14 protein-coding genes are annotated in these 14192 nt (G+C 70.2%); 5 read left to right on the top strand and 9 right to left on the bottom strand.

The window, feature by feature from the left end:
• Positions 1-48: 48 nt before the first annotated feature.
• Positions 49-933, top strand: coding sequence for a macro domain-containing protein (locus tag OG407_RS28495; RefSeq protein ID WP_405862339.1), 885 nt, complete (start codon positions 49-51; stop codon positions 931-933).
• Positions 934-995: 62 nt separating this feature from the next.
• Here OG407_RS28495 and OG407_RS28490 read toward each other — a convergent pair whose 3' ends face one another.
• The 4 genes from OG407_RS28490 to OG407_RS28475 form a co-directional block, all read right to left on the bottom strand.
• On the bottom strand, positions 996-1706 hold the full coding sequence (locus tag OG407_RS28490; protein ID WP_405862337.1) for a TIR domain-containing protein: 711 nt from the start codon (positions 1704-1706) through the stop codon (positions 996-998).
• Positions 1707-1708: 2 nt separating this feature from the next.
• Positions 1709-3331: a hypothetical protein gene (locus OG407_RS28485; protein WP_405862335.1), complete on the bottom strand. Its 1623-nt coding sequence runs from the start codon at positions 3329-3331 to the stop codon at positions 1709-1711.
• A 32-nt stretch (positions 3332-3363) separates the two neighbouring features.
• Positions 3364-4047, bottom strand: a complete 684-nt coding sequence (locus OG407_RS28480; protein ID WP_405862334.1) for a hypothetical protein — start codon at positions 4045-4047, stop codon at positions 3364-3366.
• A gap of 292 nt (positions 4048-4339) precedes the next feature.
• Complete coding sequence (locus OG407_RS28475) at positions 4340-5101, bottom strand: phosphoglyceromutase (protein WP_403591732.1); 762 nt, start codon at positions 5099-5101, stop codon at positions 4340-4342.
• Positions 5102-5267: 166 nt separating this feature from the next.
• Here OG407_RS28475 and OG407_RS28470 point away from each other — a divergent pair, with 166 nt between their 5' ends.
• The gene (locus OG407_RS28470; protein WP_405862331.1) at positions 5268-6539 is read left to right on the top strand and encodes an MDR family MFS transporter; all 1272 of its coding nucleotides are present in this window, start codon (positions 5268-5270) and stop codon (positions 6537-6539) included.
• A gap of 212 nt (positions 6540-6751) precedes the next feature.
• Here the strand turns inward: OG407_RS28470 and OG407_RS28465 are convergent, their stop codons facing one another.
• Positions 6752-7213 carry a DUF2000 family protein gene (locus OG407_RS28465; RefSeq protein ID WP_405862329.1) on the bottom strand — a complete coding sequence of 154 codons (462 nt, stop codon included), beginning with the start codon at positions 7211-7213 and terminating at the stop codon, positions 6752-6754.
• A gap of 49 nt (positions 7214-7262) precedes the next feature.
• Here OG407_RS28465 and OG407_RS28460 point away from each other — a divergent pair, with 49 nt between their 5' ends.
• Together OG407_RS28460 and OG407_RS28455 are read left to right on the top strand one after the other, a co-directional pair.
• Positions 7263-8078, top strand: a complete 816-nt coding sequence (locus OG407_RS28460) for an AraC family transcriptional regulator (protein WP_405862327.1) — start codon at positions 7263-7265, stop codon at positions 8076-8078.
• A gap of 33 nt (positions 8079-8111) precedes the next feature.
• A complete protein-coding gene (locus OG407_RS28455; protein ID WP_405862325.1) occupies positions 8112-8759 on the top strand; it encodes a methyltransferase domain-containing protein in 648 nt (215 codons plus the stop codon).
• Between the two features lies 1 nt (position 8760).
• Here OG407_RS28455 and OG407_RS28450 read toward each other — a convergent pair whose 3' ends face one another.
• The 4 genes from OG407_RS28450 to OG407_RS28435 all read right to left on the bottom strand — a co-directional run bounded on the left by OG407_RS28450 (position 8761) and on the right by OG407_RS28435 (position 13122).
• Positions 8761-10422 carry a glycosyl hydrolase family 28-related protein gene (locus tag OG407_RS28450; RefSeq protein WP_405862323.1) on the bottom strand — a complete coding sequence of 554 codons (1662 nt, stop codon included), beginning with the start codon at positions 10420-10422 and terminating at the stop codon, positions 8761-8763.
• Positions 10423-10543: 121 nt separating this feature from the next.
• On the bottom strand, positions 10544-11056 hold the full coding sequence (locus OG407_RS28445) for a YbjN domain-containing protein (protein ID WP_405862321.1): 513 nt from the start codon (positions 11054-11056) through the stop codon (positions 10544-10546).
• Complete coding sequence (gene mshA / locus OG407_RS28440; protein ID WP_405862319.1) at positions 11049-12386, bottom strand: D-inositol-3-phosphate glycosyltransferase; 1338 nt, start codon at positions 12384-12386, stop codon at positions 11049-11051. The genes OG407_RS28445 and mshA overlap by 8 nt, the downstream gene beginning before the upstream one ends.
• Before the next feature lie 211 nt (positions 12387-12597).
• On the bottom strand, positions 12598-13122 hold the full coding sequence (locus OG407_RS28435) for a hypothetical protein (RefSeq protein WP_405862317.1): 525 nt from the start codon (positions 13120-13122) through the stop codon (positions 12598-12600).
• A gap of 138 nt (positions 13123-13260) precedes the next feature.
• Here OG407_RS28435 and OG407_RS28430 point away from each other — a divergent pair, with 138 nt between their 5' ends.
• A complete protein-coding gene (locus tag OG407_RS28430) occupies positions 13261-14079 on the top strand; it encodes a class I SAM-dependent methyltransferase (protein WP_405862315.1) in 819 nt (272 codons plus the stop codon).
• The last annotated feature ends 113 nt before the right edge of the window (positions 14080-14192 follow it).

Below are 14192 nucleotides of genomic sequence, written 5' to 3'. Positions count from 1 at the left end.
CGTCACCGATATGTGACCAGCAGATTATCATGATGTCCGGGAGGAACCGTGTTTTCTCGATTTCTGCGGTTCTACGGCACCGGACGTGCCCGAAGGATTTTCGCGCGCAGCACGATGGTGGCGTTCGGCGGGATATCCGCGGTCCTTCAGTTCGTCGGGCAATTCTTCCCACGGAGCTTTCCCGACCCCGGCACGGTCACGGTGGTGTCGGTGGCGGCATGCCTGGTGTGGGGGCTGGGCCAGGCACGGCCGGTGCTGCGGGTGGAGCAGGTGTTCCGGCGGCCCGACCTGAGAGTGGTGGTCGAGGCGGGCGACGTGTTCGACCGGCCGGCCCATCTCGTCGTCGGATTCTGCGACACCTTCGACACCGCGTCCGCCGACAGCCAGGTCATCAACTCGGCCAGCGTGCAAGGGCAGTTGCTGCTCCGACGGTACGACGGTGACGTACGGCGTCTCGACGCGGAACTGGACGCGGCGCTCGCCGGGGTCACGCCGGTCGGGCGGGAGGACCGGGACCGCAAGCCGCTGGGGAAGCTGGACCGCTACCCGGTCGGCACGGTGGCGGTGCTGGGCACCCGGCCGCGGCTGGTGTTCGCGGTCGCGTACAGCCGTATCGGCAACGACTGTGTGGCCGCGTCCAGCGTCGAGGACCTCTGGCTCGGCCTCGGCCGGCTGTGGGACGCGCTGCACCGGCATGCCCAACTGGAGGCGGTGGCCATGCCGTTGGTGGGATCGGGGCTGTCCCGGCTCGACCATCTCGACCAGGACAGTCTGCTGCGGCTGATCCTGATGTCGTTCATCGCGCGGTCCCGGGAGGGCGCGGTCTGCCGGGAGTTGCGGGTGATGGTGCGGCCGGACGACCTGGAGCGGATCGACATGCGGGAGGTGGGGGCGTTCTTGAGGGGGCTGGCGTCGGGACTGGACCGCGTATAGAAGAAGAAAGGGGGGACGGACGCCGGAGCGTCCGTCCCCCCTTTCTTCTTCTTCGCCGTGATTCAGGCGAGCCGTCGGTACGCGGAGAGATTCTGGAAGTGCCGGGTATCGCGCCATTCCGGCCGGGTGTCGTCGAGTTGGCAGCCGGCCAGCCGCAACCGGGCGACGATCTTCGCGAGGGAGGACTCCGTGCCGTCGAACCGGATGACGTTGATGCCCGCCGTGTCGGCGACGTGCCGCAGCCGGCCGACCTCGACGATGACGGTCCGCTCGGGGTAGGCCATCAGCACCATGCCCAGCTCGATCAGCACGTTCTGCCGTGGCTGGCCGGTGAGTTGGGTCTCGTCGTCCCGCTCGCGATTGCCGAGCAGATGCGGGTGGAGCTTGGCGACGTCGTCCGGGGTGAGCAGGACCAGGGCCGCCTGCGCCTGCGCCGGTGCGTTCATGACCACCTCGCCGAGGAAGGGCGAGGCTCTGCCGGTGGCGCGCACCAACTCCTCCCATTCCAGGGGCCGTAGGTCGAGCCGGCGGAGCAGTCCGAACATCGCCGCGCGCACCTCTTCGTCCCGGCCGTGCACGACGAAGACGCTACGGCCACGGTCGTGACCGGCGGGCGGCCGGTCCGAGGGTTCCCCCGACGGCTGGTCGGAGGTCTGTGGTTCGGCGGCCGAAGTCGTCGGCGCCGCATGGTAGTTGTAGCCGAAACCCTTGTTCTCCCCGCCGAGAATGACCTGGCTGTTGTCCCCGAACGTATGGCTCTCGTTCCCGCTCATGGCTAGTCCCCTCCCCCTCCGCCGCCGGGCGAACTGGGGCCCTGCGGGCGGTAGTTGTATCCGAAGTTCTCGTTGTGGCCGCCGAGGATCGCCTGCGAGTTGTCCCCGACGAGGATGTTGGTCTGCGCGCGGTCGTGGTCGGCGAGATCCACGTGGTGCTCGCCCAGGAACTGACGGATCGTCTGGAGCAGGCGGCGCTCGACGATCTGCGTGTACTTCAGGGCATCGGTCTTCTGGAAGAAGTGGTGGTAGGTGTCGCTGGTGGCCATCTCCCGGACGCTGGTGAGCGCGCCGCAGTCCACCGACTCCTTGGCGTAGCGCCCGAGTTGGAACTCGCTGGTGTCGACCGCCGCGCTCTCTCCGGTGAACGTGATGGTGCTCCACCCGCCCCGCGCGGGCCGCACGAACCGTCGTATCCGCCTCGGCAGGAAGCGTCGGGGAACCAGCCGCAACGGCCAGAGCGCCAGCGCCAGCCACCAGCGCGGTACGGCCTTGACCATGTCCCACGCGACCCGCACCGCCAGCCGTCCGTCGAACACGTCGGGCAGTCGGTCGACGAGGTGGAACTCCCTTACCAGCGGCCCGAGTACGTAGGTGTAGAACTCGGTGTGGAGGGTGTCGCCCTTGAGGTCGAAGCCGACGAAGATCGAGGTCACCAGCTCCTCGTTCCAGGATCCGACGCGGATGCACAGGTACTCGCGGGCCGAGTCGTAGTCCTCCCGCCAGTGGATGGCCGGGAGATCGTCCATGCCCGGCAGCTGGGACCAACCGGTGCCCACCGTACGGTCGTTGGTGCGGATCGCCGTCGTGTAGCGGCGCCGCTCGACGGTCAGCCCCTCGATCCGTTCGTCCCAGCGGGCCTCGTCGCGCAGTTCCGCGCCCATCCTCTCGGCGACGTACTTGGTGATGTCGCGGACGGTGAACGGCAGGACGGGCTTGCGCTCCACCTCGTCGAGGTCGGCCCCGGACCCCGACCCGTTGACGTCGAAGTCCTTGCGGGCGGCGAGGCGGTTCTTCGGTGCGCCGAGCAGGAGTTGGGCGTTCGCCCAGTCGCGCAGCGGCTCGCCGGCGCCGACGAAGGGCCGGAAACCGCCGTAGAAGACGAGGCCGGTCTGGCCTGCCTGTTCGCGGTCGATCTTGCCGATCAGGGCGTCGGTGAGCTTGCCGCCGACGGGGTAGGAGCCGTCGAAGCCGCCGGCGGGGCCGGTCTCCTTCAGCCGGGTCATCAGGAGGTGCAGGGTGACGATCCGGCGCAGGTAGGCGGCGCCCCACAGCACCCAGAACATGAGCTGGGCGGCGACGAAGGCGCTCAGCGGACCCTTGCTCATCAGCAGCAGGAGCGCGACCGCCGAGCCGCCGACAACTCCCCATTGGATACGGCGTAGTCGGCGGGCCGCGAGCGCGTGGGCGAGGACCGAGACGGCGTCGTAGCCGTACGACGGCGCGACCACTCTGAAGCGGTTCTTGAGCAACTCCCGGATGACGGCCCGGCGGTAGACGGGATCGAGGTAGGTGCCCGCGGACAGCAGGCGGGTGGCCTTGGTCCGCGCGTACACGCGGGTGACCTGCGGCGCTCCGGGCGGACGGCCGGGAGGATGGGGGTGGTGCGGTGCCTGTGTGCTCACGATGGTTCAGCGCTCCACTCGTACGGGGATGGTCAGCCGACCCGGATTGCCGTGCCGTGGGTGATCACACCGTCCTCGACGGTGTAGGTGACGTTGAACGAGCGCGAAGTACCGTCCGTCTGAAGGGCGTTGAGGACCAGCTGCACGACGGTCCCCTGCACGGACACCTGACTGACGCTGTCCTGCTGGGTGTTGGCGTAGCCCTTGGCGAACGCGTTGTAGTCGGCGTCACCCAGGTTCTTGCCGCCGAGCTTCCAAGCCGTCCGGTAGTCACGGTTGTTGATCGCCGCGAAGTAGTCGGTGACGACCGCCTCCGGCTCCGCCGCCGCGGTGGTCGTCTCCCCCGTCGGCTCACCGAAGGAGCTCCCGCCCCCGGCGTCCCCGGTCTCCGTGGTGACCGGGTCGGAGGCGCTGTACGGGTCCGGGGTGGCGGTCGAGTCGGAGGCGTTGTACGGGTCCGGGGTGGCGGACTGGGTGTACGTGTACGACGCGGTGGGCGGGGTCCACGGCTGGGCCTGCGCTCCGTCGCCGCCGGTGGAGAAGGACCCGTCGACCATCCCCAGCAGCAGAACGAGCAGCAGGGGCACCCCGATGACGGTGAGCCCCCAGGTCCGGGCGGCTCCGGCGGGCGGTATCAGGCCGCCGGCACGGTAGGGGGCCGGGGGGTTCGGTGCGGCGGGGGTGGACGGCGGTGGTGGTGGTCCGAGGTCGTTCATGGGACGCTCCGACGGGATGGGCGGCAGGGAAGGGTCGGCGGGAGAACCCACCGATCGGGGTCGGCGGGAAAACCCGCACAAAAGGCTGATTGACCCCTTGCATGCCACCAGTACCGCCGCTTCCGCCACCAGGGTCGATCCGCTTCCGATGCGCTTCCGGGCGGCACCGAAGCTTCTCCCCGCGCCTTCCGGGCGCGCTCTCCCGGTGCCGTGTCCCGCGCAGCACGAAGCCCCCCACCGGAGAGATCCGCAGGTGGGGGGCTTGGCCAGGAAGGGGGTCAGGAAGGTGGGGCTACTTCTTCTTGCCCTGGTTCTTGACCGCCTCGATCGCCGCCGCTGCCGCGTCAGGGTCCAGGTAGGTCCCGCCCGGCTTCACCGGCTTGAAGGACGCGTCCAGTTCGTAGGCCAGCGGGATGCCCGTCGGGATGTTCAGGCCCGCGATGTCGGTGTCGGAGATGCCGTCGAGGTGCTTGACCAGGGCGCGGAGGGAGTTGCCGTGGGCGGCGACCAGGACCGTGCGGCCGGCGAGGAGGTCGGGGACGATGCCGTCGTACCAGTACGGGAGCATGCGGACGACGACGTCCTTCAGGCACTCCGTGCGGGGGCGCAGCTCCGGCGGGATCGTCGCGTAACGCGGGTCGTCCGACTGGGAGAACTCCGTGCCGTCCTCAAGGGGCGGGGGCGGGGTGTCGTAGGAACGGCGCCAGAGCATGAACTGCTCCTCGCCGAACTCCGCGAGGGTCTGCGCCTTGTCCTTGCCCTGGAGGGCGCCGTAGTGGCGCTCGTTCAGGCGCCAGCTGCGGTGGACCGGGATCCAGTGGCGGTCTGCGGATTCGAGCGCGAGCTGCGCCGTGCGGATCGCGCGCTTCTGGAGGGACGTGTGGACCACGTCGGGGAGCAGGCCGGCGTCCTTGAGCAGCTCACCGCCGCGGACCGCCTCCTTCTCGCCCTTCTCGTTCAGGTTGACGTCCACCCAGCCGGTGAACAGGTTCTTCGCGTTCCACTCGCTCTCGCCGTGGCGGAGGAGGATCAGCTTGTACGGTGCGTCGGCCATGCCTCAGAGCGTAATCCACGCATTCGGGCCCCCGCCTGGCGCCTGCCTCCCAGCCCCACAGTTGACGGCTTCTGTTAATTGAGTGGTTCCCCGGGCCGTCCCGTTCGTAAGTTGTGCCCAGCACCTGAGCCACTTACTTACCTGTTCGACCGTGGGGGAACGATCCATGTCACTCGCCGCCCTGAGACGTGCCGCCCGGGAAACCGTCTCCGGTCTGCCCCGCGAGTTCTGGTGGCTGTGGACGAGCACCCTGGTGAACCGGCTCGGGGCGTTCGTCTCGACCTTCATGGCCCTCTACCTGACCCTCGACCGCGGCTACTCCGCCACCTACGCCGGCCTCGTCGCCTCCCTCTACGGCCTCGGCGGGGTCGTCTCGTCGATCGGCTCGGGCGTGCTGACCGACCGGATCGGCCGCCGTCCCACCCTCCTCATCGCGCAGTCGTCGACCGCCGCGTCCGTGGCGCTCCTCGGTTTCATGCACGACCCCGTCGCCATCGCCGCCGTGGCGTGCCTGGTCGGGGCGGCGAGCAACGCGTCCCGTCCGGCGGTGCAGGCGATGATGGCCGACATCGTGCGTCCCGAGGACCGGGTCCGCGCGTTCTCGCTCAACTACTGGGCCATCAACCTCGGCTTCGCCGTCTCCTCCATGGCCGCCGGGTTCATCGCCGAGGTCAGCTACCGCGCCGGGTTCCTGCTGGAGGCCGGGATGACGGCGGTCTGCGCGGTCGTCGTGTTCCTACGGCTGCCCGAGTCCCGGCCCACCGTCGCGACGACAGCCGACGGCAAGGAACCCGCCGCCCCGGTCGGCCTCGGGACGGTCCTGCGCGACGGGCGGTTCATGAGCGTCGTAGGACTGTCCTTCCTCGTCGCCGTCGTCTTCCAGCAGGGCTCGGTCGGTCTGCCGGTCGCGATGGGCGAGGCCGGGTTCACCCCCGCCGACTACGGCACCGCGATCGCCGTCAACGGCTTCCTCATCGTCGCCCTCCAGATCCCGGTCACCCGCCTCATCGAACACCGCGACGCCAAGCGCCTGTTGGTCGTCTCGTCGATCCTCGCGGGCTACGGCTTCGGGCTCACCGCGTTCGCCGGTTCGGTCGGCGTCTTCGCCCTCACGGTGTGCGTGTGGACCCTCGGCGAGATGATCAACGCCCCGACCCAGACGGGCCTCGTCGTACGACTGTCCCCCGTCCAGGGCCGGGGCCGCTACCAGGGCATGTACACCCTGTCCTGGGCGGTCGCCGCGCTCGTCGCTCCGCTGATGTCCGGGTTCGTCATCGACCGGTTCGGGGCGGCGTGGCTGTGGGGGATGTGCGCGGTCGTGGGGACGGGGGCGGCGGTGGGGTACGGGGCGCTGATGCGGGGGCTTCCGGCGAGTGGACCGGCGATCGTGGAAGCGGAAACACCGGCCGCGGCGAAGCCCGAGGTCAACGCGGCCTGACGGGGAGGGTAGGCGTGAAAATGTGACACTTTCCTGTTGAGTGTCACATTTCGCGGAGTAGGGTCCGCCCCGTTGGCGCCGGCGGAGCGCCACACCGCTCACCGCACGTGCTTCAGGATGACGATCACCCCGCACACGCAAAAGATCTGGCTCGACGAACCGCACGGTCCGAACTGGACGCTCCCCGTCCAACCCGCCTCGAAGGGGCGCCCTCACGGATGCATCCGCGCCCCCTTCACCACCTTGTCCACCCCGTTCCGCGGCCCGTACACCGCCAGCCCCACCACATCCAGCTCGGCCGTGGCGACGGCCCGCACCGCCGCCCGGTTGTCCCGGTCGTTGCCGGTGGTGAAGAGGTCCGACGTGAAGACGGACCGGGGCAGCGCACGGCTCAGCGCCCGCCCGTGGGCCGCCACCAGGACCTCCTTCGTGGCCTCGAAGACCATCACCGGCTGCCGGAACATCGGCAGATACCGCACCCCGTCGGCATCCTCGTACGGCTCCCCGATCACCTCGGGAACCTCTGATCCCAGGCCGCTGACCAGGAAGGACGTGACGTTCAACCGCTGCCAGGGCTCAAGGTCCTCCCGCAGCAGCACGGCGATCTTGGTGTCGAAGCGGATCGGTTCGGTGAAGGTGTCGGGGGCCGTGTCGGCGGTCGTGTCAGTGCTCATACGTCGAGACTGCCGACCGCCCAGCACGTCCGTCTTGTACGTTCTTTGCATGGCCCCGCAGCGCCCCGAACAGGAAGTCTCCGCCTGGCGCCCCCGTGTCCCCGGTGTCGTCGAGGTCTTCCACGCGCACTTCACCGAGTACGCGTACCCGATGCACGTGCACGACGCGTGGACGCTGCTGATCGTGGACGACGGAGCCGTACGGTACGACCTCGACCGGCACGAGCACGGCACCCCGCACGACACGGTGTCGCTGTTGCCGCCGCATGTCCCGCACAACGGCTCCCCCGCCACCCCACACGGCTTCCGCAAGCGCGTCCTCTATCTCGACGGCACGCATCTCCCGGACAGCCTGATCGGTTCCGCCGTCGACCAGCCGGACCTCCGCGATCCCGAACTCCGGCTGCGCGTGGGCCAGTTGCACACCGCGCTCGACCACCCCGGCGACGAGCTGGAGGCCGAGAGCCGCCTGACCCTCATCGCCGAGCAACTGCACGCCCGGCTACGGCCGTTCGCCGCCCCTGCCCCGACACCCGGCCCCGTCCTCGCCCGCACCCTCCGCGAACTCCTCGACGAGCACGTCACGGAGGGCATCACCCTCGACGAGGCCGCCCGGCTCGTGCACGCCCATCCCGCCCATCTGGTACGGGCGTTCAGCGGGGCGTACGGCATAGCACCGCACCAGTACCTGATGTCCCGCCGCGTCGACCGCGCCCGCCGGCTCCTCCTCGACGGCCGCCCGCCGGGCGAGGTGGCGACGGTGACCGGGTTCTACGACCAGTCCCATCTCACGCGCCATTTCCGGAAGTTGGTCGGGGTCACACCGGGACGCTATTCACGCGACGAACATCAACTCCGCGGCTAGCCTCGCCCCATGGCATCGCGCAGGGAATCGCACATGGACTGGCACACGTGGCACGACGCCTACGACTCCCCCGACTCCTACCTCAGCCGCCGCCTGGCCCTCATCCAGGAACGCCTCCGCCTCGCCCTCGACACCGCCCCGCCGGGCCCGCTCACCGCGATCAGCCTCTGCGCCGGACAGGGCCGCGACCTGATCGGCGTACTGGCCGAGCATCCCCGAGGGCCCGAAGTCCGCGCCCGGCTCGTGGAGTTGGACGAGCGGAACGTGGACGTCGCGAGACGGGCGGCCCGCGCCGCCGGCCTCCCCGGCGTCGAAGTCGTCGCCGGAGACGCCTCGTTGACGGACCAGTACGCCGAACTCGCCCCCGCCGACCTCGTCCTCGCGTGCGGCGTCCTCGGCAACATCTCCGACGCCGACGTCGAACGCGTCCTCGACCACTGCACCGCCCTGTGCCGGACGGGCGGCACGCTGGTGTGGACGCGCAGCCGCGACATCACTCCCGACCTCGTCCCCCAGGTCTGCGCCTGGCTGGAGGAGCGCGGCTTCGAGCGCCTGTGGGTGTCGGACCCCTCGATCCCCCAGTCCGTCGGCGCCCACCGTTTCACCGGCGAACCCCGCCAACTCCCCATCGGCACCCGCATGTTCGACTTCATCGGCTACGACGTCCTGCGCCGGAGCTGAGTCACAGCTTCCGCTGCGCCTCGTACAGGTTCCGCGGCCGTACGACCCCGGTCGTGCCGTAGAGCTCCAGCCGCGCGTGCAGATCACCGGTGAAGTCGGGGACGTCGATCTGGTCGAACTCGGTGACCGTGTTGAGACCCACCGTCGCGCTGTACGGGGCGAGTTGGTCGATCTTCATCAGGCCCGCGCGGCCGTTGGTGACGCGGATGTTCCAGTGGGTGAAGCGGGCGCCGAAGAGCGGACCGGCGTTCGCGTCACCGCCGTGGCGGCCATCGTTGTTGACCGTGATGTCGGTGCGGACGTTGGCGAAGGGCAGGCCGCGGTGGCTGTCGAAGGTGCCCATCCGCATGTCGCCGCGCGACCAGACGTTGTACGACGACAGGCCCTCGACGTTGATGCCGTGGAGCTGGGTGTTGGCCGGCGCCGGGACCGTGCGCTCCTCGATCGTGAAGTCCTCGACGAGGTTGTCGTGCGAGCCCTCGCGGCAGAAGTAGGGGTGATGAGAGCCGCGGCCCGCCACCGTCGTACCGCGCAGTGTGCACGCCGAGGCCGCCACCAGGCCGAAGCCGTTGTCCACGTGACGGACCGTCACGTCGTCCACCCAGCAGTCGTAGGCGCACTGGAGGACGACGCCGTTGTAGCCCTTGTCGAGGAGGTGCGGTTGTTGTGGGGTTTCCACCGCCTCCAGGGTCAGGCCCTCCACTCCCGCGCCCGTCAATTCCTCCACGTGCGTGGTGAATTGGGGGCTCCACTCGGGGCGGATATCGAGGGGCAGCGGGCGTTCGAGTGTCACCTTGTGGCCATGGACGTTCGCGATGCGGACGGGCCATTCGTAGGGGACGTACGACAGCAGCTTCGTCTTGTCGTCCCAGTAGTACGCCTCGGGGCCGGGGCCGCCGCCCGCCATGTGCTCCAGGAGGGTGTGGCCGGTGTCGTCGGCGAGGCGGAGCAACACCAGTTCGCCCGGCCTCAGTTGGGAGGCGTCCGCGACCCGGACCGTCCACGCACCCTGTCGCGCGGGCTCGATCGTCGTCAACTGCCGCCATTCGTCACGCTTGTTGCCGGTCCAGCCCTCGAAGGGCCAGGCCTTCGCCCTGATCGCGGCGACCAGCGAGTCCCAACGGGCCGTCGGGGCAAGCCAGATGAGGCCGCCCGCCCAGGACCAGGACGACTTGTCGCCGCCGTAACGGGAGCCGTAGACACCGATCAGCTCCGTCAGGTTCTTCGTCGCGTAGAGCTTCGTTCGGCCGCTGCCGGCGCCCCGCAGGACGACCCCGGAGTGACCGACGCGGATCACGTCGTCGATGCGGAAGGTGCCGGGCGGGATGAGCACCGTGCCACCGCCGGCCCTACCGGCAGCGGCGATGGCACGGTTGATCGCGGGGGCGGAGTCGGTCGTACCGTCCGCGACGGCGCCGTAGCGACGGACGTCGAGGACGAGGGGGCGCCGGGGGTGGCGTCGCGCGCCCGCTCTGCCGATGTACGGGATCTGCGGGTGGGTGAAGGGGGTGCGGGTGAACTCCCGCCAGAGGGACGGGACTTCGCCCCCAGAACCGCCGGGCCCTCCGCCGAGCCCTTCTCCGGGCCCCTGTTTCGGCAGGGGGACCGCCAAGGCCAGCGTGCTTCCGAGCAGGGTTCGTCTGGTGAGACGGGGGTTGCTCATGTACGTACGTCCTCCCACGCGGCTCTTCATGGATGTGAACGTCGTTCAGAAATGTGCTGGCGGTGAGCATGCCACGGGGCCCTAGTCGCAGGGAAGGGGTCGAACAGCGGTCAGTTCGAGGTCAGTTCGTCGGCCGCTGGGTCAGATTCGTGAACGCGTCCAGATTCCGCGTCGACTCCCCGCGCGACACCCGCCACGCGTACTCCTTGCGGATCGCGGAGGCGAAGCCCAGCTCCAGGAGGGTGTTGAAGCTGCCGTCGGCGGCCTCCAGGACCTGGCCGAGGAGGCGGTCGATCTCGGCCTCGGTGACAGCGGACAGCGGCAGCCGCCCGGTGACGTACACGTCACCGAGCTGGTCGACGGCGTAACTCACGCCGTACAGCTTGAGGTTGCGCTCCAGGAGCCAGCGCTGGACGCCGGTCTCGTTCTCGTCGGGGTGGCGGATGACGAAGGCGTTGAGCGAGAGGGAGTGGCGGCCGACGAGGAGGGAGAGGGTCGTCGACAGCTTGCGGGTGCCGGGGAGTTGGACGACGAACGTGCCGGACTCCGGGCTCTCCCAGTCGAGTTCGGCATCCTTGAGGAAACCCTCGATGACCTGCGCCGCCCGCTCCTGGTCCGCTGCCGCCTCACCCATGGTGCGAGCGTACGTGACGGCGGTGGGCCTGCGCCGCCGCCGTGTAGACGTCCGCCGTGGCGGCGGCCGCGGTGTCCCAGCCGAAGGACTGGGCGTGCCGGGCGGCGGCCTCGCCCATGCGGGGCGCGAGGTGCGGGTCGTCGGCGAGCCGGCTCAGGACGTGCGCGTAGGCGACGGGATCGTGGCCCTGGACCAGGAAGCCGGTCTCACCGTCGCGCACGGCGACCGGGAGGCCGCCGACCGAGGCCGCGAGCACCGGCGTACCGGCCGCCTGCGCCTCTATGGCGACCAGCCCGAAGGACTCGCTGTACGACGGCATGACCAGCACGGACGCGGCCCGGAACCAGTCCGCGAGCTGCTCCTGCCCGACCGGCGGCCGGAACCGTACGACGTCCGCGATGCCGAGCCGCGCGGCCAGCTTCTGCAGGCCCTCGGGCTTGGCGAGGCCGCTGCCGCTGGGGCCGCCGACGACGGGGACGACGATGTTCGAGCGCAGCTCGGGCCGCTCGTCGAGGAGCACGGCGACCGCGCGCAGCAGGACGTCCGGGGCCTTCAGGGGCTGGATGCGGCCGGCGAAGAGCGGGATCAGGGCGTCCTGCGGAAGGCCGAGGCGGGCGCGGGCGGCGGCGCGGCCGTCGGCCGGGCGGAAGCGTTCGAGGTTCACGCCGGGGTGGACCACGGCGACCTTGGCGGGGTCGGCCGAGTAGTGCCGTACGAGTTCGTCGGCCTCCTCCGCCGTGTTGGCGATGAGGCGGTCGGCGGCGGCGACGATCTGGGTCTCGCCGATGACGCGGGCGGCGGGTTCGGGGGTGTCGCCGTCGGCCAGGCTGGCGTTCTTGACCTTGGCCATGGTGTGCATGGCGTGCACGAGGGGGACGCCCCAGCGCTGGGCGGCGAGCCAGCCGACGTGGCCGGAGAGCCAGTAGTGCGAGTGGACGAGGTCGTAGTAGCCGGGGCGGTGGCCGGCCCACGCCTGCATGACTCCGTGCGTGAACGCACAGAGCTGGGCGGGGAGTTCCTCCTTGGCGAGACCTTCGTACGGTCCCGCGTCGACGTGCCGGACGAGCACGCCGGGTGCCAGCTCGACGGTCGGGGGGAGGGCGGCCGTGGTGGCGCGCGTGAAGATCTCGACCTCGATGTTGATCGCGGCGAGGCGCTGCGCGAGCTCCACGATGTAGACGTTCATGCCGCCCGCGTCGCCCGTGCCGGGCTGGTGCAGTGGTGACGTGTGCACGGAGAGCATGGCGACCCGGCGGGGCTTGCGGTGCAGCCGCAGCCGGGCGGACGAGGCCGCGGAACGCCGCCCGAGCCTGCTGCCGTACTGGCTCACGTGGCGTTCCTCCTCGCTGCGGGCATGCCGGAAGGAGGGTGTGGGGTTCCCTCCAAGGACGCCAACATCGGGAGGCCGGATTCTCATTCCGACGCATGGGGATTTTACCGAGCCATTGCCGTGGGTCGCTCAACCGTTCGAGGGGGCGGCGCGTTGGCCTCCTTCCGTGCGTCGACTCCCGTCCGGCGACACGTCGACCCCCGTCCGCCGGTCAGCCCACCGGCGACGTCGCGAAGGCGTGCCAGTACGCGGCAGCGCGGCCGGTCCGCTTGAGCAGCCGGGCCGGTTCGGGCGCGGCGGGCCATATCTGGAGCAGGTACCGGTCGTCGGTCGGCGGTTCGTCGTCCTCCCGGACGTTCTTGCTCCGGCCTGCGTCCATGCCGACGGCGGAGTACCGCACGCGGTAGTCGCGTTCCTCCAGGCCCAGCTCCCACCGGGCCTTCCCGTTCCACTGCCGCAGCACCGTCTCCCCCGACACCGGCCGGAACGGGACCTCTACGATCTCCTCCCACGTCTCGTCCAGCTCGGGCCGGCTGTCGTGCAGCTCGGCGGTGAAGTCGACGCCGCCGATGCGCAGACCGGTCAGAAGCAACAGCGTCCCGTCCGTCCCGCCCCCGCAGAGCCCGACGCCCTCCTGCCCGGCGAAAGCGTCGTGCAGGTCGCAGTCGCCCCCGCCGCTCTCCACGAACACCTGGCCGTAATCAACATGCACTTCGCAGCTGACAAGCACCTTCACCGATCCCGCCCCCACCTCGTCCGACCCGATCTCCGATCCTGCCAGGCGGCACTGACAACGGGCCGGGCACAGGGCAAGGACAGCCGCGGCCTATGCCCCTGCCGCGCCCCTCACCCCGTGCCGCCTACCCTCGTACACATGACAGCCCGCGCAGCCACCCGCCCCGTAGGAACGGTGACGCGCGGCACCACCAACCCCAACCGCCTGCGCCGTATGGACCGCTGGATCGCGGCGACGCACGGCGCCGAGCTCCGCCGGGCCGTCGATCCCGTCGCCGTCGACCTCGGCTACGGCGCCGCGCCCTGGACGGCCGTGGAACTGCTCGGCAGGCTCCGCACCGTCGCTCCCCGCACGCGTGTCGTGGGCGTGGAGATCGAACCGGTGCGGGTCCAGAGGGCGGAGCCGTACGCACGCGAGGGTCTGGTCTTCCGGCGCGGAGGGTTCGAGATCCCGGTCCGAGGTCCGATCACCCTCATTCGGGCCGCGAACGTGCTGCGCCAGTACGACGAGTCCAAGGTGGCCCGGGCCTGGGAACTCATGTGTGGCCGCCTCACGCCCGCCGACCCGGCGGTCGGCTCACACGGCGGTCTGCTCGTGGAAGGCACCTGCGACGAGATCGGTCGCCGCCACGTCTGGATCGCCCTCGGGCCGGAGGGTCCCCGCACGGTCACCTTCGCCGCCCACTTCGGGTCGCTGGAGCGCCCGTCCGACTTCGCCGCCCGCCTCCCGAAGGTGCTCATCCACCGCAACGTCCCCGGCGAGCCCCTGCACGCCTTCCTGCGCGACTTCGATCACGCCTGGGCCTCCGCCGCACCCCTCGCCTCTTACGGTGCGCGGCAGCGCTGGACCCAGGCCGTTCGGTATGTGTCGGCCAACTGGCCGGTGACGGACGGTCCGGTGCGCTGGCGGCAGGGCGAAGTGACCGTGTCCTGGGGGGCGTTGGCCCCGCGCGGGTGAATCCGGTTGCGGGTGTGGTGTGTGGGGAACGATCTCCGGCGGCCGTTCGTCACAGCCCATGACCTGGAAGGAAAGGAGAGAAGTACAGGAAGTCCTGCCTCTGTCGCTTTCTG

Source organism: Streptomyces sp. NBC_01515, assembly GCF_045040345.1.
In the GTDB taxonomy this organism is placed as follows: Bacteria; Actinomycetota; Actinomycetes; order Streptomycetales; family Streptomycetaceae; genus Streptomyces.
This window is presented reverse-complemented; position numbering and strand designations above follow the sequence as displayed.